Annotated in this window: 16 protein-coding genes; 10 read left to right on the forward strand and 6 right to left on the reverse strand. The window is 42.0% G+C overall.

What is annotated here, in order from left to right; genetic code table 11:
- The first annotated feature begins 1 nt into the window (after position 1).
- From FHG64_RS01010 to FHG64_RS01050, 9 genes are all read left to right on the forward strand, one after another.
- Complete coding sequence (locus FHG64_RS01010) at positions 2-1195, forward strand: beta-ketoacyl-[acyl-carrier-protein] synthase family protein (RefSeq protein ID WP_139064666.1); 1194 nt, start codon at positions 2-4, stop codon at positions 1193-1195.
- Positions 1185-2249: a beta-ketoacyl synthase chain length factor gene (locus tag FHG64_RS01015; protein ID WP_139064667.1), complete on the forward strand. Its 1065-nt coding sequence runs from the start codon at positions 1185-1187 to the stop codon at positions 2247-2249. Before FHG64_RS01010 ends, FHG64_RS01015 begins: the two co-directional genes overlap by 11 nt.
- A complete protein-coding gene (locus tag FHG64_RS01020) occupies positions 2246-3016 on the forward strand; it encodes a polysaccharide deacetylase family protein (RefSeq protein WP_139064668.1) in 771 nt (256 codons plus the stop codon). The genes FHG64_RS01015 and FHG64_RS01020 overlap by 4 nt, the downstream gene beginning before the upstream one ends.
- Positions 3003-3626: a LolA family protein gene (locus FHG64_RS01025; RefSeq protein ID WP_139064669.1), complete on the forward strand. Its 624-nt coding sequence runs from the start codon at positions 3003-3005 to the stop codon at positions 3624-3626. Before FHG64_RS01020 ends, FHG64_RS01025 begins: the two co-directional genes overlap by 14 nt.
- 90 nt (positions 3627-3716) lie before the next feature.
- The gene (locus FHG64_RS01030) at positions 3717-4091 is read left to right on the forward strand and encodes a hotdog family protein (RefSeq protein ID WP_139064670.1); all 375 of its coding nucleotides are present in this window, start codon (positions 3717-3719) and stop codon (positions 4089-4091) included.
- Between the two features lie 60 nt (positions 4092-4151).
- Complete coding sequence (locus tag FHG64_RS01035) at positions 4152-5354, forward strand: DUF2062 domain-containing protein (protein ID WP_139064671.1); 1203 nt, start codon at positions 4152-4154, stop codon at positions 5352-5354.
- Entirely contained in the window at positions 5355-8327 is a 2973-nt protein-coding gene (locus FHG64_RS01040; RefSeq protein ID WP_139064672.1) for an MMPL family transporter, read from the forward strand. It begins immediately after the preceding gene.
- Positions 8328-8338: 11 nt separating this feature from the next.
- Positions 8339-10003 carry a C45 family autoproteolytic acyltransferase/hydolase gene (locus FHG64_RS01045; RefSeq protein WP_139064673.1) on the forward strand — a complete coding sequence of 555 codons (1665 nt, stop codon included), beginning with the start codon at positions 8339-8341 and terminating at the stop codon, positions 10001-10003.
- Positions 10004-10006: 3 nt separating this feature from the next.
- Positions 10007-11287 carry a phenylacetate--CoA ligase family protein gene (locus FHG64_RS01050; protein WP_139064674.1) on the forward strand — a complete coding sequence of 427 codons (1281 nt, stop codon included), beginning with the start codon at positions 10007-10009 and terminating at the stop codon, positions 11285-11287.
- A 152-nt stretch (positions 11288-11439) separates the two neighbouring features.
- On the opposite strand, the gene FHG64_RS01055 is transcribed toward FHG64_RS01050, so the two are convergent.
- From FHG64_RS01055 to tsaD, 6 genes are all read right to left on the reverse strand, one after another.
- Positions 11440-12618 carry a THUMP-like domain-containing protein gene (locus FHG64_RS01055; RefSeq protein WP_139064675.1) on the reverse strand — a complete coding sequence of 393 codons (1179 nt, stop codon included), beginning with the start codon at positions 12616-12618 and terminating at the stop codon, positions 11440-11442.
- An 11-nt stretch (positions 12619-12629) separates the two neighbouring features.
- Positions 12630-13718: an AI-2E family transporter gene (locus FHG64_RS01060; RefSeq protein ID WP_139064676.1), complete on the reverse strand. Its 1089-nt coding sequence runs from the start codon at positions 13716-13718 to the stop codon at positions 12630-12632.
- Positions 13719-13730: 12 nt separating this feature from the next.
- The gene (locus FHG64_RS01065; protein WP_139064677.1) at positions 13731-14255 is read right to left on the reverse strand and encodes a TrmH family RNA methyltransferase; all 525 of its coding nucleotides are present in this window, start codon (positions 14253-14255) and stop codon (positions 13731-13733) included.
- A complete protein-coding gene (locus FHG64_RS01070; protein WP_139064678.1) occupies positions 14252-14896 on the reverse strand; it encodes a DUF4159 domain-containing protein in 645 nt (214 codons plus the stop codon). Before FHG64_RS01070 ends, FHG64_RS01065 begins: the two co-directional genes overlap by 4 nt.
- 97 nt (positions 14897-14993) lie before the next feature.
- A complete protein-coding gene (locus tag FHG64_RS01075; protein WP_139064679.1) occupies positions 14994-15704 on the reverse strand; it encodes a 16S rRNA (uracil(1498)-N(3))-methyltransferase in 711 nt (236 codons plus the stop codon).
- 1 nt (position 15705) lies between these two features.
- Positions 15706-16728: a tRNA (adenosine(37)-N6)-threonylcarbamoyltransferase complex transferase subunit TsaD gene (gene tsaD, locus FHG64_RS01080; RefSeq protein ID WP_139067854.1), complete on the reverse strand. Its 1023-nt coding sequence runs from the start codon at positions 16726-16728 to the stop codon at positions 15706-15708.
- A gap of 165 nt (positions 16729-16893) precedes the next feature.
- Here tsaD and FHG64_RS01085 point away from each other — a divergent pair, with 165 nt between their 5' ends.
- Entirely contained in the window at positions 16894-21237 is a 4344-nt protein-coding gene (locus tag FHG64_RS01085; protein ID WP_246054232.1) for a translocation/assembly module TamB domain-containing protein, read from the forward strand.
- Positions 21238-21320: the final 83 nt, after the last annotated feature.

Genomic DNA, 21320 nt, shown 5'->3' on the forward strand with positions numbered 1-21320 from the left:
TATGACTAAGGGAGTTGCCGTTACCGGAATGGGAATAGTTTCGGCATTGGGAATGGGGGTAGATACTAACCTCAAAGCCCTCCTTGCGGGCAACAGTGGAATTTGCTATCCAACGATCCTGGAAACCGCGCATTCCAATTTACCGGTAGGGGAAATTAAGGTTACAGATAAGGACCTGGCGATGCAGCTTAAACTACCCCAAGATCATACTCTTACCCGTGGGGCCCTTCTTGGATGCCTGGCGGCAAGGGAAGCCCTGGAAAAGTCTGGGATAACAAAACCGGAACTTTCCTATGTAGGTTTTATATCTGCCACCAGCGTTGGGGGAATGGATTATACCGAAAAATATTTCAATAGTTTTGAAAAGGAGGATACTAACAGGAAATTCATACAGGCCCAACATCCCGGGTTTACAACAGGACGAATAAAAGACTTCCTGGCATTAGGAGGTTTTACCACTACAATAAGTACAGCCTGTTCTTCCTCGGCCAACGCAATCATGCTTGGAGCAAGGATGATAAAATCGGGACAATTAAAGAGGGTAGTAGTTGGTGGAACAGACCCTCTTTCCAGGTTCACCTTAAATGGGTTTAATTCTTTAATGATACTTTCATCTAAAGCCTGTAAACCTTTTGATGAACATCGCAACGGTCTCAACCTTGGAGAAGGTGCTGCTTATTTAGTGCTTGAGGCAGATGATAGTGTGGGTGATAAAAATGTCCTTGGAAGGGTTACCGGGTATGGAAATGCAAATGATGCTTATCATCAAACTGCTTCTTCTGAAACCGGCAATGGTGCTTTCCTGGCAATGAAAAAAGCACTTTACGGTGCAGGTGTTTCTCCGGTTGAGATAGAATATATCAATGCCCACGGCACTGCCACTCACAACAATGACCTATCAGAAAGCCGTGCCTTATTAAGGATCTTTGGAGATTCCTTACCAGCTATGAATTCAACAAAAGCCTATACCGGGCATACCCTGGCTGCGGCAGGTGCTGTTGAAGCTGTATTTAGCCTGCTTTCCCTGAAGCATCAAACCATATTTCCCGGCCTGAATTTCAGGGATTCCATGCCCGAAACCGGAATTAAACCCATTACCGACCTCACATATAAGAACCTGAAAAATATCCTTTCCAACTCCTTTGGTTTTGGCGGGAATTGTACCTCATTAATAATTAGTAATAATGAGGGATAAGATATATATTAATGGCATAGCAGGAATCTCGGCCCAGCCGGAAGCTGCGGTTTTTAGTGGAGAAATTACCGGGTATGTGGAAAATATTTTTAGTGCAGTTGCTCCCCATTATAAAGAGTATATCCCTGCAATGCAATTACGCCGAATGTCCACCGGGATTAAAATGGGGCTCACGGCAGCAAAAATTTCCCTTAATGATGCAGGGGTTGAAGTGCCAGATGCAATCATCACCGGGACAGGGGAAGGGGCCAAGCAGGATACAGAGAAATTCCTGCAGGCTATGCTGGTACAGCAGGAGGAGATGCTTTCACCAACCTCCTTTATACAGTCAACCCATAATACCATTGGAGGCCAGATAGCGCTGAACCTTAAATGCAATGGCTATAATATGACCTATAGCCAGATTTCGGCTTCCCTGGAATCGGCCCTGGCAGACTCATTATTATTGCTCCGGGAAGATCCCACTGTCAAAAATGTCCTTGCAGGAGGTGTAGATGAGATCTCAGAAAAAATTACAGGTTTCCAAAAACTGGATGGACAGGTTAAAAAAGAAAGGGTTAAAAATCTGGATCTTTTAATGACTGATTCTCCCGGTACAATTATTTCTGAAGGAGCACATTTCTTCAGCCTGTCTTCAGAAAAAAAGGATGGATCTTATGCTGTACTGAGGGATGTGGAGATATTTAATGCTGAAGATCCTGAAGAGGTTTCAAAAAAAATTTCAGCCTTTCTTCAAAGAAATTCAGTAGAAAAAAATGAGACTTTAACGGTCTTCTTTGGAAAGAATGGCGATAACCGCTTTGACTATTTCTACACGCATTTGCAAAGAGGAATTTTTTCAGAAAAAAACCAACTGGCCTGGAAACATCTTGCAGGGGATTATGATACCTCCACCGGGTTTGCAATTAAAACTGCCTGTGAAATTTTTAAAGCGGGGTATATTCCTGAAATTTTGAAACTAAATATCAAGACCCCGGCTCCAACAGGCCAAATATTAATTTATAATCAATATCTTGGAGAGAATCACAGTCTTGTTTTATTGAGCTCACCTTGAAATTCGAAACCTTACATAGGATCGTATTGGGGGTGCTTTTAATAGCTGCCTTACTTTCTGCTTTCCATTTTATCCCGGGTCTACTGGTTATAGGGCTGGTGCTGGGGTATATGGGTTTTTTGCTGTTCGTTTCCACCAATGTGCAGCTTAATTTCTTCCTGCGTGCCTTCAATAATAACCCTGAAGAGACAGAAAGGAGGATCGCCCTTACCTTTGATGACGGCCCGGTGGAGAACACTCTAAAGATCCTGGAAGTGCTGGAGAAATATAAGGTGGAGGCAAGTTTCTTTTGTATTGGAAAGAATGTAAAAGAGAACCCTGAAATATTTAATCTTATCATTAAAAAAGGGCATTTTGTGGGAAACCATACTTATAGCCATACCAGGAAAATGGGTTTTCTCTCTACTAATGCTATGCTGCAGGAGATAAAAAAATGTGACAAAATCTTCAAAAAAGTGGGAGGGATCACCCCCGGCACCTTCAGGCCTCCATTTGGGATCATTAACCCACAGGTGCGAGGTGCCCTTGAAATTTCCGGCCATAAAGTGATTGGATGGAATTTACGGTCCTATGATGCTGTTATAAATTCTGAGGAATTGGTAGTAAAGAGGGTACTTGAAAATGTGAAGCCAGGAGACGTCATCCTGTTCCACGATAATAAAGAAAATACCGTGGAGATATTGGAACAATTGTTGTTATTTTTGAGAGCAAACCATTTTGACCCGGTGAGGGTAGATGAATTATTTAATATAGATGCGTACACTTAAGATCATGCTTTTCCTTTTGCCGGCTTTGGTGCTGTCGCAAAATGCACAACTTTCAAATGCCGAGATCCAATCTTTTAAACAGGAGGTTGCCAAACATGCAGAGGGGCTGGAAACCCTTTCAAGTGATTTTACCCAAACAAAGTATATGCAGCTTATGGAAGATGAGGCTGTGAGCCGGGGAAAACTTTTCTACAAAAATCCAGATGTGCTTAAATGGGAATATAGCGAACCCTATACTTACAAAATATTATTTAAGGACGGGCAATTGCATCTTGATGATAACGGAAAAAAATCCGTGACCAGCCTTAGGTCCAATAAGCTTTTCGGAAAGTTGGTAAGCCTTATATCGGGGAGTGTGAATGGTAAACTCCTTGAAGATCCTGAGAATTTTGAGGTGAGATATTCCAGGACAGGTAAGAATATCGAGGCAGTGGTAACTCCCGTTGATTCCTCGATCAAGGATATGTTCAGCGAGATCATATTGCTTTTTAATGGAAACTACCTGGTAGATTCTGTAAAACTTATGGAGGAATCTGGGGACTACACCCAGATCAATTTCAGTAACATTTCCATTAATAAGGAAATAGAAGAAAAAGTTTTTCAGCATTAAAATTTATTCCGGGAATAATATTTATACTTAAGCTACTCCTGCTGGCATTTTTCTGTTTATTTTAGTAACCAATCAAAAACAGAATTATTAATGCTCCTTGAAGATTTTTATAAGGTAGAAAATACTACCACATCTTTGGAAGGCGATCATACAGCCATTCTTAGGATAAACAATTCACATCATCTTTATAATGGCCACTTCCCCCACCGGCCGGTTACCCCCGGGGTAATGTTAATGCAGCTCTTCAAGGAAGACGCAGAGCGTACCTGCGGCAAAACCCTGTATCTTAAAAAAGCTGTGAACGTAAAGTTCATGGCCGTGGTGGATCCTAATGAGGACCCACAGCTTGTCCTTGAATATTCACTGGAGAACATTGATGGAGAACTTGGGCTTAAAGGGGTGGCAAGACATAAAGGTGCCATAGCTATTAAATTCAATGCCAGGTATGGGTATAAGGAGAGTTAAATTCTTTCCTGTCCTTGCATTGCCATATTAATAAGTATTTTTGCAGAAAAATTTGAAGATTTGAGTAATAGCCCAATATATCAGTCCCGGTTTGACACACATAAGTGTTGTGTACTGGTGCCTACCTATAATAATGAAAAGAGCCTGGCCAGCGTCCTGCAGGACCTTCAGCTTTACACCTCTAATATTGTGGTGGTAAATGACGGGTCTACAGATACTACAAAGGAGATCCTTACTAATTTCTCTCACCTGGAGATCTTTCATTTTGAAAAGAACAGCGGGAAAGGGGCCGCACTGGATCACGGTTTTCAAAAAGCTGAGGAACTTGGTTATGAATATGCGATCACTATAGATTCAGATGGTCAACATTATCCAGATGACCTCGAAGTCTTCCTTGATGAACTGGAGGCAAAGGCACCACAGGACCCTGAACTTTTATTGGTAGGAGACAGGAATATGGGCCGCGACGGCATTCCCGGGAAAAGTACTACAGGCAATAAATTTTCCAATTTCTGGTATCTTGTAGTAACAGGAATTAACCTGGGGGATACTCAAAGTGGATACCGTCTTTATCCCCTAAAAGTTGTAAACCCCATAAAACTCTATACCAATAAATTTGAATACGAGATTGAGATCATTGTTAAAGCTGCCTGGCGTGGGGTAGAGGTAAAGAATATCCCCATAAAAGTTTTTTATGAAGAGAACAGGGTAACCCATTTCAGGCCGTTTTGGGATATTACCAGGATCGTAATGCTTTATATGTGGTTTGTGCTGGTGAGTTTCTTTTATATACACCCGCGTAATAAATACAGGGAATTTCGGGATAAAGGTTTCAAAAGGTTTTGGAAAGAGGATATTATCAAAAGCGAGGAACCGGCACACAAAAAGGCCGCAGCTGTTGCGCTGGGGGTTTTTGTTGGAATGTCACCCTTTTGGGGGCTTCACACCCTGTTAGTGTTCCTCCTTGCTGCAACTTTTAAGCTGAATAAGGTTATTGCTTTCATATTCTCCAATATAAGTATCCCACCCCTTATTCCTGTGATAATCTATGCCAGTTATCAATTGGGTTCCCTTATTACCGGCAGGGGCCTTAACTGGGAATTGAGCTTGAATGATTTTGATTCCGGAGCAGAGATCATGCAGGGGCTTGGGCAATACCTGCTTGGTAGTTTTGCCCTTGCAGGAATAGTAGCTTTACTTCTTTGGATTGTGTTTTATTTCTTATTTTCGGTTTCGAACCAAAAGCAAGTGGTGAAGCCGTAAATGTACAGGATCCATAAGTTCATTTTAAAGAATAAGGCACTCGCATTCATTGCGTTCATATTCTTTGTGGGCATTGTTTCTTTCCTGGCCACCCGCATAGATCTTGAGGAAGATATTAGCAGTCTAATTCCCACAGGGGAGCGACAGGATATATTAAGGAAGGTCCTGGATCAAACCGAATTTTCAGACAAAATAATTATTTCGGTTTCCTCTACTGCAAAGGAGCCAGATCCTGAAGAGGTTACCCATTATGCCGGCCGCTTTATAGATTCCCTGAATAGTCAACTCCCGGAATATTTTGATGATATCCAGGGCCGCGTGCCAGATGAGGGAATAAGAGAGGTGTATGATTTCGTTTATAACAACCTCCCGGTGTTTCTAAATGAAGATGATTATGGAATCATCTCATCACGGCTACCCAGGGATAGTATAAGGGAACGGCTACAAAACAATTATAAATCGCTTATATCGCCTACGGGGATTATAACTAAGGATTTCCTTTTCAAAGATCCCCTGGCCATAACAGGTTTAGGGCTTGAAAAACTAAGGGAATTACAGGTTGAAGATGAGTTTGAGCTTTACAACAACTTTCTTATCACGAAGGACCACCGGCATGTGCTCCTGTTTATTTCCCCCAGCTTACCGGCATCTGAAACTAACCGGAACGTCGTTTTCATAGACCAGTTGGATAAGATCCTGAAAGATCTGGACGCAGACTTTCCTGAGGTTAAGGGAGATTACTTTGGTGGTGTCTTATACTCGATTGCAAATGCACAACAGATAAAGAAAGATATACAATTAACTCTTGGTATTGCTGCAGGCATCCTGCTCCTGCTGCTTATCTTTTATTATCGAAGGATCTATGTACCACTGGTGCTATTTGTTCCTGTGGTCCTGGGTGGGCTTACGGCAATTGCTTTTCTTTTCCTTATCAAGGGGACAGTATCTGCCATTTCCCTGGGAATTGGTGCAATTCTATTGGGAATAAGTATTGACTACTCCCTGCATATCCTCACCCACTACAAGAAAAATAATAATATTAAGCAATTGTACAGGGAAGTTGCAGGCCCGGTATTGATGAGCAGCACTACCACTGCCATCGCATTTTTATGCCTGATCTTCGTTCGCAGTGAAGCCTTAAATGATCTAGGGATATTTGCAGCTGTAAGCGTGATAGTGGCCTCTTTCTTTGCTCTCCTGCTTATACCATTACTTTATAAGGCTCCCGCTGTGGATAAGGAAAGACCCACCTTTCTGGACAGGATAGCTGCTATTGAGTTCCACAGGAACAGGCCTTTAATTATAGTTGTCTCATTGATCTTCCTGATAGCTATTTTCAGCTTTACCTCTGTAGGTTTTAATTATGATCTTTCTGCTCTTAATTATGAGCCGGAGGAGATAAGGGCGAAGGAAAAAAATGTACAGGAAATAGCAGGACGGGCAGCAAAATCAGTGTACCTGGTGTCATATGGAACCACCCTGGATGAAGCCCTTGGAAACAACAACAATCTTTACAGGGATCTAAAGGAACTGGAGGAAGAAGGAAAGATCAATAACTACAGTAGTATAGGAGGAGTAGTACTTTCCACAAGATCACAACTTGAAAGGATCGAGCAGTGGAGAGAATTCTGGAACCCCGGCAGGAGAAATGAGGTAACGCAGAGACTTATTGAGGAATCTGGTAATTTTGGGTTCAGGGCAAGGAGTTTTGAAGAGTTCTATACTTTACTTTCAGCTCATTTTGAACCGCTTTATCTCGATGACTACCGGCAAATCTCCAGCCTGTACCTGGATGATTTCATCTCAGAAGGTGATAATTTTGCCACCGTCTCCACCTCGATCAATATCAAACCGGAATATCTTGAAGAGCTTACCCAGATCTTTCAGAACAGGGAAAACACAGTCCTGATAGACAGGAAACAACTCAATGAGAGTTTTCTTGGAAACCTGAAGAATGATTTTAATAATTTAATTGCCTATTCCCTTATTGCGGTATTTATTGTGCTTTTTCTCTTTTACCGCTCTTTGGAGTTAACGCTGCTTACACTTCTTCCTATTGGGATCACCTGGGTAATCGCCCTGGGCATTATGTCGCTGCTGCATATCGAATTTAATATCCTTAATATTATTATTTCCACCTTCATTTTTGGTTTAGGCCTTGATTACAGCATTTTTATTTCAAATGCTTTCCTTAGGGAATACGAGACCTCTGTAAAGGTGATCAAAACTTACAGAACTTCTATATTACTATCTGTCTTCACAACTCTGTTGGGAATAGGAGCTCTTTTTCTGGCAAAACATCCTGCCTTGCGCTCTGTGTCTATTGTGTCAATAATAGGGATCCTTTCAGCTGTATCTGTTGCTTTTGTGATCCAGGGTTATATCTTTCAAAAGCTTTTTATTGAGCGTAAGAAAATGGGCAGGCCTGCTTTTAATTTCAGGAATTTTTATTATCCGGCGCGTTTCTCTGGAAACAGGCTTTACCATAAAAAAGAGGTATATGATAATTACCGCTACAAAATGGTTTTAGCCGATGTAAAGAAGGAATTTGACCCCGATAAAGAACGCTTCCTAAGAGTTGCTGAATTTCTTGAAGCAGGGGACAATGTCCTTCATTTGAATTCAGGATACGGTACTTTACCTGTTTTTTTAAGTTACAAGTTTAATGACCTTATGGTGGTCGCTGTGGAAGGGGATGAGGATAAATTGCATGTTGCGAGGAATACTTTCAGGAATACAGTAGAGATGCTAGATTTTAAAGAACACGTGCCAGATGATATTTCACAAATCAATGTGCTTATATGGTCCAGGGGAAGTTCAAAGAACCAAATCGATCTTAAGGATGTGATCTCCCGCAGGATCAAGAAAGTTGTGATCCTGGATCCCGGGTACAATTACAGGTGGATCACAGATCATAACTTCGAGATCCTTTACAGGCAAAACAATGTAGTGTTGCTGGGGAAAGTGGAATAATAGAATACTTTATGAGAATAGTACAGATCATTCTGCTTTTTCTAGTCTTGAATTCTCTTTATTCCTGTGGGGTGAAACAATCTCTCAGGGACCGTCCGGACATCTCTGGTTTGACCTCCATTGATACTCTTAGAATCAAGCATAATGATAGCCTCTACAGCATTGGAAGGAATAAGCTCCTTAAGAACAAATATGGGATTTGGGAGTTATATGTGGAAGGGGATGCCCTGGAGCGTGGGCTCGTAAATGGCAGCCTTACCAGGGAATTGATGCAGAAGCAGGAGAAGGCAATTATGGAAAAAATAGAAAGCCTGGTTCCTGCCGGGGGATATCAAAACTTCCTCGCAAATGTGGTGGCCTGGTTTAACCGCAATATGCATAAGCATGTACCTGAAGAATATAAACAGGAGATCTACGGCATTTCCAGGTTTGCCCTTCCAGAATATGATTCCTTTGCACCTCCCTACGTGCGGGCCTTATACCTTCACGGCGCCCACGATATTGGTCATGCCTTACAGGATCTTATGCTGGTAGGCTGCACCTCATTTGCTGCCTGGGATCATAAGACCACAGATGGGCAACTGCTATTGGGACGTAACTTTGATTTTAATGTGGGGGACGAGTTTGCTGAAGAAAAGGTCGCAGCATTTATTAATCCTGCTGAAGGTAATAAGTTCATGATGTATACCTGGGGCGGGATGATAGGAGTAGTGAGCGGGATGAACGAAAAGGGCCTCACCGTTACTATTAACGCCGGAAGGTCCAAAATACCTTTCCAGGCCAAAACCCCAATTTCACTTGTAGCCCGCGAGATCTTGCAGTATGCGGGCACTACGGCTGAAGCTGTTGCCATAGCAAGGAAGAGGGAGGTATTTGTAAGTGAGGCCATTATGGTAGGCAGCGCGGCTGAAAATAAAGCAATTCTCATCGAGGTTTCTCCTCGAAATTTTGGGGTTTACGAGGTGGAGAATACAGCCGAACTTATATGCAGCAATCATTTCCAGAGCGAGGCTTACAAAAGGGATAATAGAAACCTAAAAGCTATTGAAGAAAGCCATACCGCATACAGGTTTGAAAGAATGACGGAACTGGTGGCCAGGGAAGATAAACTTGATCCTGTTAAAGCAGCGCATATTTTACGTAACACCAACGGCCTTAACGACAGCAGGATAGGTTATGGAAATGAGATGGCCATCAATCAACTCCTTGCCCACCATGGGGTGATCTTTAAACCTGGGGAAAAAAAGATGTGGATCTCTGCCAATCCCTATCAATTGGGAGCCTTTGTAGGTTATGATCTTAATGAAGCCTTCAAAAAATTTCAGCAGGTGAATATGCTACAAAGCGTGGCACTGGAAGAAGAAACAATTCCTGAAGATGATTTTGTGAAGAGCAGGGATTTTAAAAATTATTCAGAATTTCGTACATTAAGTTTAGAAATACAGGAAGCGATCAAGGAAGGAAAGTCTTTTCCGCAGGAAAAATTGCTAAGCTTACCTGCCCTTAACCCCCACTACTGGAAAGCATATTTCCTGGTGGGGGAATATTTTTATAAACAAGGGGATTATAAGAATGCGATCGTTTATTTTAAACAGGCACTCAAAAGGGAAGTAACAACTTTGCCCGACGAGAAATTATTGAAAAAGAGAATTAAAAAGAGCTATAGAAAAATTTAAGCTATGTCCAATCTACACAGAAGTTCCATAGAAGAGATAAAACAACTGCAATGGCTGCAACTTAAGAAACAGCTAATATACCTGGACCTGCATTCCCCGTTTTACCAGGATAAATTCAGGAAAAGTGTTACAGATGTTACAAAGATCCTCTCCTATGATGACTTTAGGCATTTGCCTATAACCACTAAGGAGGATTTGCAGGAACATAATGAGGATTTTATATGTGTTCCCCGGGAGGAGATCATTGATCACGTCACAACTTCGGGTACCCTTGGCATCCCGGTGAGCCTGGGCCTTAATGAGGCCGACCTGCAACGCCTCACGCGCAATGAACTCGAGTCGTTTAAGCTTATTGGGGTAGAAAAAGGAGATGTAGTTCAAATCACTACCACCCTGGACAGAAGGTTTATGGCCGGGTTGGCTTATTTTATGGGTTTAAGGGAACTTGGGGCCGGCATTGTGCGAACTGGTAGCGGTTTGCCGCAACTGCAGTGGGATTCTATTGAGCGCTTTCGTCCAAAATATATTGTGGCGGTTCCTTCATTTTTAGTAAAGATGCTGCAATATGCAAAAGATAACAATATTGACATATCTGAAACGTCTGTAAAAGCGGCTATTTGCATTGGAGAACCAATTAGGGAACTGGATTATTCCCTCAATACACTGGGAAAAAGGATAACAGAGGATTGGAATATTGACCTTTTCTCTACCTATGCCTCTACAGAAATGGCCACTGCTTTTACCGAATGTGAGGTGCATATGGGAAATCATTCCCAACCAGATCTCATATTTACAGAGATCCTGGATGATGATGGCAGGCATGTGAAGCCGGGGGAAATTGGAGAGCTTGTTATCACCACTCTCCAAAACGAAACGATGCCTTTACTAAGGTTCGCGACAGGAGATATGCTTACCTTTACAGATTCCCCCTGTACATGCGGGAGAAATACGCAGCGTTTAAGCTCTGTCATGGGCAGGAAACAACAAATGATAAAACTCAAGGGAACTAGCATTTATCCTCAAAATATCATCGAGATCCTTACGAATTTTAAAGGACTGGATACCTTCGTGATCGAGGCTCGAAGAAATGATCTTGAGATGGATATGATAACCGTAAAGGTCCCTGATAATGTATCTCTTGAACGAATCGATACACTTACTGAAATCTTTAAATCCAGATTACAGGTAACCCCCGATATTGAATTGGTAAAGAAAGAAGAAATTGAACTGCTTCGCTCCCCGGAAGAAAAAAGAAAGCCGGAGGTCTTCAGGGACTTGCGATAGATAGAATGGCTGCCTCCTTATCATAATATAAGTGGGTATAGCTATCATTAAGTTAATCCATTATTCCTTGATTAATATTTACCTCCCATTTTAGATTTATATTAATTCACACTGGTAGAAAAGGTTTTTAAATAAAAGGCAGAAGTATTAACTTAGACTTTTTCACAAAGGAGTACCACCTTTTCATTGTGCAGGTTGGTGGTGAAAAAAGCATATACTGTCCCCCCATCCTCGATCTTAAGTTCTTTTCGAATTGCTTCTACAGATTTTGGGAAATTACGGGTGGTGATATTGGCCTTCTTAAGGCGTGGATCTTTTTTTAATAGTTTTCTGTTATAAGGTAGGACATCTACGATTTTAAACCTTCTTCCCGGGAAATCAAATAAACTGTTTGAGGTGTAAAGGTGGCTATTGGCATGTAATTTTGCCGTACCGGTTTGCAGGCTTAGTTCTCCAAACAGCCCACTCTTCATAATGGCAGCATTTGGTTCATATAAAAAGGTCCCCGGTTCATTTAAAACGGGCTCTATTGTAAGCTTTGAAAAATCGGCTTCAAATTCCTGAATATCATGTTTCCTAAAATTGGTTGTTTTGAGCCGGACTTTCCCGGTTGTGCCGGGTTCCAGCAGCCATATTAGCTCTTTAACATCGTTATCAACTGCTACTATGTGGATTTCTTTAACCTGTTCCAATTCTCCCAGTCCGGCTTTTAGATCCAGCAGGGGCGAGGTCTTGATAAGTATCCTCTGGGCTTTTTCAAAAAAGAGGTTCAGGTTGAGTGGCACATTTGGCGTGCATTGCTCCAGTAGAAAGATCTTGCCGCCATAATCATCCCTTCTTGCAGGGTCTATGTAGATCCAGTCAAATTTGTTAGTTGAGGATCTCAGGAATTCGAGACTGTCTCCCGTTACAGTAGTAATATTCTTAGCCCCCAGTTCTTTAAAATTATGTGTGGCTATTTCAGAAAGAGAACTATCTTTTTCGCAATGGGTTAATTGTTCAAATTTTTCAGCAAGAAAAAAGCTGTCGATACCAAGGCCACCGGTAAGGTCGATAAGGCTTTCCCCTTTAATAAGTTGGGCTTTATAACGGGCAGTCACCTCAGAGGAGGTCTGCTCGAGGTTGAGCCCGGGCGGATAAATAATATTGGAGGAACTATACCAGGTAGGAAGTTTCTTTTCGGCTTTTTTCCTGGCTGTGATCTGGGTGGCCAGTTCGCTCGCTGTAACTTTTTTGAACGGGCTGCCCTTCAGTAAAAGTTTAGAAATATCCAGCCCGGCATTTTCTTTTATAAAACTTTGAACATCCTGCTGTAAGAGAGCTTTATTCACTCTTAAAATATTTAAAGGTCCCTTGTGAGTCGTTTGACGATCTTATATTCACTTAAAGATTCTTTTGCTATAACCTTTAGGGCTGTATAAAAAGGTATGGCCACTACCATTCCCACTACTCCAAACATTAAACCTGCAATTAAGATTATAAGGAAGATCTCAAGTGGGTGTGAACGCACACTTGCTCCAAAGATGAGTGGCTGGCTTATAAAGTTATCTATCAATTGGGCGATCCCGTAACCAAGCATTACATAGATCACCCTTGGCAGGATAATGGTCTGGAAATCGGCCCCCAGATTGCTTGAGATCACAAAAAGAGCCATTAATATTCCTGCAAAAATTGGCCCCAGATAGGGCACCAAATTTAGAATGGCACATATAAAAGCAATAGCTACCGGGTTGTTGACTTCAAAGATGCTGAGTAAAAGCACGTAAAGGATAAAGAGTACTGTTATTTGTAAAGTAAGACCTACGAAATAACGTGAAAGCAGGATCTTGATTTTATTGAAAACCCGCTGGAATTTATCTTCCTCGCCTTTGTTGGCAAAGACCAGGATGCTGTTAAGCATTAACTTGCTGTCCTTCAATAGAAAGAAGGAAATAAATATTATAGAGAAGACAGCGATCAATGTAGCGCCCAGGATCCCAAAAACACTGTTAAGGAACCTGGGGATCATATTCATATCCAGGCTTCGCATGAACTCACTTTGGCGTATACTTTCCAGGATATTGATCTCTTCTACGCCCAGGTAAGCATTTATCTGGGTATTTAGTTCATTGATATCGTTTTTAAATGCCTCGATATCTATTTGCCCTAAATGATAGGTCTGTTCTATCACTATAGGCACAAAGACCAGGATGATCCCTACAAAAATGAGCAGTACCAGCAATAAAACTATAATTACAGCGAGCTGATTTGGAATACGAAGGCTGGATCTTAGAAAGATCACTACAGGACGTCCTATAAGCGAGATAACTCCTGCTACTGCTATATAAACCAGTACACTTTGAATGGTATATAAAAAATACAGCAGCAGGAATATTCCAATTAATATCCCTACTGCACGTAGAATTCCGTAAGAAAAGGATTTTGCGTTCACCTTGTAAAGATATTATTTCTCACGTAAGGGAGGAAGGGTTTTAGTAATTTCATAAAAAGCGATCCCAGTAGCCTGGGATACGTTCATACTGCTGTTATGGCCAAACATCCTTATATGTACCTTATTTTCAACTTCATCCAGCAGCCTGGGGGATATTCCATGCCGCTCGTTTCCAACAATTAAAATGATCTTTTCTTTATTGCTGAAGTCGATCGAATCTATTTGTGTGCTGTCATTTGTTATTTCGAGCCCATAGGAGATGTAACCATCCTGCCTGTATTTTCTTATTGCTGCCACAGGATCTTCCCATTCCTCATAGGCTACAGTTTTATAAGTTGCTCTTGCTGTTTTTTTAAGCCTGTTGCTGTTAAGATTTATGGGAGTCCCACAAAAAACCAGTTTTTCAATATTAAAAGCATCGGCCAGGCGAAAAAGACTGCCAATATTGGCATCTCCCATTAAATTATCTGTAAGCAGCACAACAGGAAATTTTAAGCCGGGGGAGTGGTGCTCTTTATGGGATAGCTGGTTGCTCAATTCTCAAAAGCGTATTTAATGATATTGGCGCCCATTTGCAATGCCTTTAAACGAACCTCGGGCGGGTCATTATGTACTGCTGGATCTTCCCATCCATTTCCCAGGTCGCTTTCATATGTAAAAAGCAGGACCAGTCTCTGGTCTTCAAAGATCCCGAACGCCTGTGGGGGTAGCCCGTCGTGTTCGTGGATCTTTGGCAGTCCATTGGGGAAGGTATAAGCGGTATTAAAAATAGGGTGGGAGGCAGGTAGTTCCTGCAGCTCCTTATCTGGATACACTTTTTTAAGCTCTTTTCTTAGGTATTCATTCATACCGTAATTGTCATCTATATGCAAAAAGCCGCCACTTTGAAGATATGTACGCAAATTCTTTGCCTCCTCATCACTAAAGTAAACATTCCCATGCCCTGTCATGTGCACAAAAGGGAATTGATAAAGGTCTGTACTTCCTGGAGTTACTGTAGCGGGTTTAGGGTCTATGGCCGTATTGATATTCTCGTTGCAAAAGTTAATTAAATTGGGGAGGGATGTTGGATTGGAATACCAGTCCCCACCACCCTGATATTTAAGCACAGCAATTTCCTGCGATATGGCAATGTTGATCGACAGGCAAACTATTAGTGTCGAAATAATTCGCTGCATATTTTTAGGATGTACTGTGAATGCCAAACTTTTACCGAAGATAAGAATTTATAGGAAAGAAAAAACAGGTTAAATTAAGTTAGGCCTAGAGGTGAGATTATTCCTCATTCGCCAGGGCGACTGTATGACAGGCAACGATGGCTGCGGTTTCTGTTCTCAATCTACTATTGCCAAGGCTCACCGGGATCCAATTGTTTTCCAGAGCCTGGGCAATCTCATTGCTGGAGAAATCGCCTTCGGGGCCAATAAGGATCGTACTGCGAGTTCCCGGGTTCAAAACGCTTTTGAGAGATTTCTTCAGGTCACCTTCTTCACAATGCGCAATGAATTTATCTCCTTCTATTTCAGAAGAAATAAAATCTGAAAACGCCTGATCCTTATTAAGTTTAGGGATGCTAAGGTGAAGTGATTGTTTCATAGCGCTCTGGAGTACCCGCTCATATCTTTCCAGCTTTACCACCTTTCTTTCACTATGCTCACATATTACAGGAGTGATCTCCCGTACCCCAATTTCAGTTGCTTTTTCCAGGAACCATTCATACCTGTCATTCATTTTTGTTGGGGCCACTGCAAGATGTAAATAATAGGCCGGCTTAGCTTCTTTTTCCGTTTCCAGGACAGTGGCGGTACATTGTCTGGAATCAATGCTAAGGATCTCGGTTTTAAAGAGAAATCCTTTCCCATTGGTAACGTTAAGGATATCTCCTTCTTTCTTCCGGAGAACTTTTACAATATGCCTGCTTTCTACCTTCGGAAAGATCACCTGCCGGTCATTTTCATCGATTTCAGGATGATAGAATAACTGCATATTAAAATTTATAACGGGCCTGGGCGGTTACTCCCATATCTGTAAATTCCTCCTCCAGGTATTTGTAATAGCCCACAATTCCAATCATTGCAGCATTATCTGTAGTATACTCAAATTTGGGGATGTAGGTTTGCCAGCCATACTTTTGCTCCCCCGCTTTTAAAGCGGTTCTTATGCCGCTGTTGGCAGAAACCCCGCCACCTATGGCTATTTGATTTATCCCGGTTTGTTTTACTGCCTTTTTGATCTTATCCATTAAGATCTCCACGATGGTGTATTGAATGGAGGCGCAAATATCATCCCTGTTCTCTTCAATAAAATTTGGGTTATTCTTTACTTCCTTCTGAATAAAGTATAGCACCGCGGTTTTGAGTCCGCTAAAACTAAAATCCAGACCGTCCACCTTTGGCTTGGTGAATTTATAAGCTTTAGGATTACCGGTCCTGGCATATCTATCAATAAGAGGTCCTCCCGGGTAGGGAAGGCCAAGGATCTTGGCACTTTTATCAAAAGCTTCCCCTACGGCATCATCAATTGTTTGCCCTATTACCTCCATTTCAAAATAATTAGAAACTTTCACAACCTGGGTATGACCGCCACTTATGGTCAAAGCCAGGAAAGGAAATGTGGGCTTGGGAAAATCCTCCTCATCTATGAAATGAGCCAGAATGTGCGCCTGCATATGATTTACCTCTATAAGCGGAATATTCAATCCCATAGAAAGAGATTTTGCAAAAGAAGTACCAACCAGAAGGGAACCCATTAGTCCCGGTCCTTTGGTAAAAGCAATTGCAGATAAGTCTTTTTTGTCGATATTTGCCTCTGCAAGGGCCTGATGGATTACAGGAACAATGTTTTGTTGATGCGCCCTGGATGCCAGTTCTGGTACCACACCGCCATATTTTTTATGTACCTCCTGGGTGGCCACAATATTTGAGAGCAATTTATCGTTGTGCAGGACAGCCGCGGCTGTGTCATCACAGGAAGATTCAATGGCGAGAATATAGATGTCGCGGGAATTTATCATTAAATTTGAAGGGGCATATTTATTGTTTATACAGTTCACAAAGTTATAATATAAAAGCGTATCAAAAAATTCTGGAAAATACTAATTAGGACAGTCGTGGGACTGCTTTTGTTTTTCGTGTTTTTATTGATCTTATTTTCCATCCCTGCCGTACAAACATCGGTGGCAAAGAAGTTAACAAATTCCATACAGGAGCGATCAGGCGTTAATATCTCCATTGGCAGGGTAAGCTTCTCCTATTTTGGGAAGATCAAACTCAACGACGTCTACGTTGAAGATCATCATAATGACACCCTCCTCAATGTTCAGGAGCTACGTTCCTCTCTATTAAGTGTCTCAAACCTTATGAATAACACTCCACGCCTGGGAAATACCACTGCCCGGGGCTTCACCTTCAAGATGAAGCGTTATGCCGGGGAGGATTCAGATAACCTCAGTATCATTCTTGATAAATTAAGAACAGAACCTACCGGTGAGAAAACGCCGTTTGAACTTTCCATACGCGATATCATTATTACCAATGGACATTATAGTTATATAGACGAAAACCTTGATATCCCCGAGATCATTGTTCTAAGGGACCTCGACCTGCAGGCAGAGATGCTTAAGGTCGTGGATGACAGCTTTACGGTAAAAGTAAATTCCCTTGCAGCTAAAGAAGGCAGAGGGCTGGATATTACAAACCTAAGGACAAATTTTTCCTATAGCCCCACAGCTATGGGACTGGAGGGGCTTATTCTTGAAACTCCCCACTCGCAGCTAAATGCAGATATTGACCTGGTGTACGTGATTTCCGATTTTTCCGATTTTCAGAATAAAGTAAACCTCAATGGAACAATAAGGGAGTCTAAGGTGTCAACCAATGACCTTAAACTGTTCTATGAACCTTTTGGGGAAGATGGGGATTTTATTCTAGAAAGCAGGATCACCGGTACCCTTAATGATTTCTTGCTGGAGGACCTGGTAGCCTCGGGGATGGACCGTAGCTCCATTGAAGGAAACCTGCGGGTACAGGGTGCCTTTTCAAAGGAAGAGAATGCTTTTAGGCTTGAAGGAGATCTTGATCGTTTGGCATCCAACTATTATGACCTCGTGAATTTACTGCCATCCATCCTTGGGGAAAGTCTTCCGGTTACTCTTCGGGATTTTGGAAATTTACAAATTAAAGGTAATACTATTATTACCGCCAATTCCCTGGATGCAGATGTGTCTATAAACACGCAACTTGGTAGTGCAAGGGCAGATATTGTGCTTCGCAATTTCAGTAATTCCACTCAAACAACTTATAAAGGTAACCTTGTTTTCAATGATTTTAACCTGGGCAGGCTGCTCGATAATAAAGATCTTGGAAGGACAAGTTTTGACCTTAATATAGATGGAAAGGGTTTTACTGCTGAAAGTCTTAATACGAATGTTCGAGGCCGCATTTCCAGAATTAGATATAACGATTACCGCTATAGCAGTATCCTGGTAATGGGTACGGTTCGAAATTCTATTTTCAACGGAAACCTGGTTTCTCAGGATCCGAATCTTCAGATGGAATTCAACGGACTCGTAGATATCTCTGCTGCTGAAAATAAATACGATTTTGAAGCCTCTGTGGGATATGCAGATCTAAATGAACTTAATTTTGTTTCCAGGGATTCCCTTTCCATACTTAAAGGGGATATAATTATGAATATGCAGGGAAATACCCTGGACAATATATCTGGTGAGATCTTTCTTATCAATACCACATATCAAAACCAAAATGACCTTTACTATTTTGATGACCTTAATGTTTCTTCCACATTTGACGAGGAGGGCATAAGGACTATTACGGTAAATTCGCCAGATGTTATAAGCGGCGTGGTGACCGGAAGATTCCGGTTGGCTGAAGTAGGGGCTTTAATGGAGAATTCTATTGGGAGTATTTATACCAATTACCGGCCAAATACCATTACCAGCAACCAATACATGGAATTTGATTTTGATATTTATAACAAGATCGTGGAAGTATTCTATCCTGAAATTGAACTGGCACCAAACACCTTTATTCGTGGCAGGGTAGAATCTGACGAATCTGAATTCCGCCTTACTTTTCGCTCACCCAGGATTGAGGCTTTTGGGAATATGATGCAGGACATCAATATACAGGTAGATAACACCAACCCAATCTATAATACCTTCGTGGAGGCAGACAGTGTATCCACGTCCCTATATAATTTTTCTGAATTCAGCTTAATCAATGTAACCCTTCGAGACACACTTTTCATAAGGTCTGAGTTCCAGGGAGGGAAAACAAATGAAGATGTCTTCAATATTAACCTGTTTCACACCATCAATGAAGAAAACCGCTCTGTAGTGGGTATACAGCGATCTGATGTCAAATTCAGGGATAATGTGTGGTATTTAAATGAGAACAGCAACAAAAGCAATAAGATCATATTCGAGAACAACCTGAGAACCCTGGAAATAGACTCCTTGACATTGACTCATCAGGATGAGGAAATTCGACTTAGTGGGGAAATGCGGGATTCTACTTATAAGAATTTCAGGATAGAATTTGATAATGTAGATATCGCAAAGGTTACTCCTGAAATTGATAGCCTTAAGCTTGACGGGATCATAGATGGAAGGCTCCAGCTACTGCAGGAAGAAGGAGCGTTTTTTCCCAATACTTCCATGGTTATCGATGGCCTCGCTATAAATGATGTCCCAATGGGAAGGCTTAATCTTGATGTGGAGGGAAATCAAGACCTTACGCTTTACAATGTAGACGCCACTCTCACCAGGAGAGGTTTTGAGTCCCTTAGTGCTGTAGGGGCTATTAATGCTGCAGGAGAAACTCCTACTATAGACCTGGATGTTAACCTGCGCAATGTAAACCTTACGGCTTTTAGTCCGCTGGGGGGAGAGGCCATAGACAATATAAGAGGCTATGCAACGGGTGATGCAAAGGTTACAGGAGATTACCGAAATCCCGATATCGAGGGGCAGCTGGAACTTGAAGACGCAGGGTTCAGGATCCCATATCTCAATATAGATTATAATCTTAACAACACTGCTATTGTAGACCTTACCAACCAGCAGTTCAATTTTAATAAAGTTGAGATCCTGGACATTAAGCACAGGACCCGCGCAAACATAGACGGAAATATTTCTCATAGGAATTTCAGGGAATGGTTCCTGGACCTTCAAATAAACAGTGACAGGATGCTGGTACTGGATACCCAGGCAGAGGAAGATGCCCTGTATTACGGGACAGCGTTCATTTCAGGATTTTCTACCATCAAAGGCCCTACAGATGAGCTGGTGATCAATGTCAACGCAACTACAGAAAAAGGTACCATCTTCAAGATCCCGTTAAGTGATGCCGAATCTATTGGGGATAATTCATATATACATTTCTTGAGTCCCGAGGAAAAAGCTTCACGCCTGGCAGGGGAAGAGATCATCATACCTGATGTAAAAGGCCTCGAGCTAAATTTTGATCTGGATATCACCAATGCTGCTGAAGTTGAAGTGGTTGTAGACCAAACCAGCGGTAGTACCCTTCGCGGCCGCGGAGCCGGGAACATGCTTATCGAGATCAACACCAATGGTAAGTTCAATATGTGGGGCGATTTTGTGGTGTATGAGGGAGTTTATAACTTTAAATATGCCGGCCTGGTACAAAAGACATTCAGAGTGCAATCTGGCGGGAGTATAAACTGGGATGGAAGCCCTACAAATGCCCAGCTCGATGTAAGTGCGGTATATGAAGTTGATGCCAATCCTGCTGTATTACTTGAAAATCCAAGTCTTAACCGTAAGATCCCGGTAGAGGTAGTTATCCTTCTGCAAGGGCAAATTACCCAGCCGGACCTTACCTTTGATGTCAATTTCCCCAATGCAAGTTCTGTGGTACGGTCTGAACTGGAATACAGGATGAATGACCGCGCCAGCCGGGAATTACAGGCATTATTCCTGGTTACCCAGGGCTCGTTCTACAGTGAATTTGCCATTGGTCAAAATGCTATTACAGGAAATCTTGTAGAAAGAGCTTCCAGCCTTGTAAACGATATTTTTGCAGATGAGGACGGGAAATTCCAGGTAGGAGTGAACTATGTGCAGGGAGACCGCACTCCAGATCAACAAACCGTGGACAGGTTTGGCTTAAGCCTTCAAACCCAGATAAGCGACCGGGTGTTGATCAACGGGGCCGTGGGTGTGCCAGTAGGAGGGATGACAGAGTCAGTTATAGTTGGAGATGTGGAGATCCAGTTCTTGCTAAATGAGGACGGGTCGTTGAGAGCTAAGGTCTTCAACCGCGAAAACAATATTCAGTTTATAGGAGAGGAAATAGGTTTTACTCAGGGAATAGGTTTAACTTATTCCGTAGACTTTGACACTTTCAAAGAATTGATAAGGAAGATCGTTAATACCCAGGCAGTACTTACAGAGGAAGAGGAGGAAGAAGAGGTGCCGCCAAACAGGGCAAGATCGCTTGCTCCCAATTATGTAGTCTTTCCGGAAAAGGATTAATCGAAATTAAATTTCGGTTAAAAGCACTGGGCCACACCGGGGTTTAGCTGAATCTTTGTAATTTTAATTCATAAATTATCTAA

The sequence above is a fragment of the Antarcticibacterium flavum genome (assembly GCF_006159205.1).
Taxonomy (GTDB): Bacteria; Bacteroidota; Bacteroidia; order Flavobacteriales; family Flavobacteriaceae; genus Gillisia; species Gillisia flava.

Bases quoted from the DNA above. Each gene is read 5' to 3' on its own strand.
- FHG64_RS01070 (WP_139064678.1), bottom strand. From the start codon at position 14,896: ATGCAGCGAATTATTTCGACACTAATAGTTTGCCTGTCGATCAACATT.
- FHG64_RS01040 (WP_139064672.1), top strand. From the start codon at position 5,355: ATGTACAGGATCCATAAGTTCATTTTAAAGAATAAGGCACTCGCATTC.
- FHG64_RS01050 (WP_139064674.1), top strand. From the start codon at position 10,007: ATGTCCAATCTACACAGAAGTTCCATAGAAGAGATAAAACAACTGCAA.
- FHG64_RS01030 (WP_139064670.1), top strand. From the start codon at position 3,717: ATGCTCCTTGAAGATTTTTATAAGGTAGAAAATACTACCACATCTTTG.
- FHG64_RS01045 (WP_139064673.1), top strand. From the start codon at position 8,339: ATGAGAATAGTACAGATCATTCTGCTTTTTCTAGTCTTGAATTCTCTT.
- FHG64_RS01025 (WP_139064669.1), top strand. From the start codon at position 3,003: ATGCGTACACTTAAGATCATGCTTTTCCTTTTGCCGGCTTTGGTGCTG.
- FHG64_RS01015 (WP_139064667.1), top strand. From the start codon at position 1,185: ATGAGGGATAAGATATATATTAATGGCATAGCAGGAATCTCGGCCCAG.
- FHG64_RS01010 (WP_139064666.1), top strand. From the start codon at position 2: ATGACTAAGGGAGTTGCCGTTACCGGAATGGGAATAGTTTCGGCATTG.
- FHG64_RS01075 (WP_139064679.1), bottom strand. From the start codon at position 15,704: ATGCAGTTATTCTATCATCCTGAAATCGATGAAAATGACCGGCAGGTG.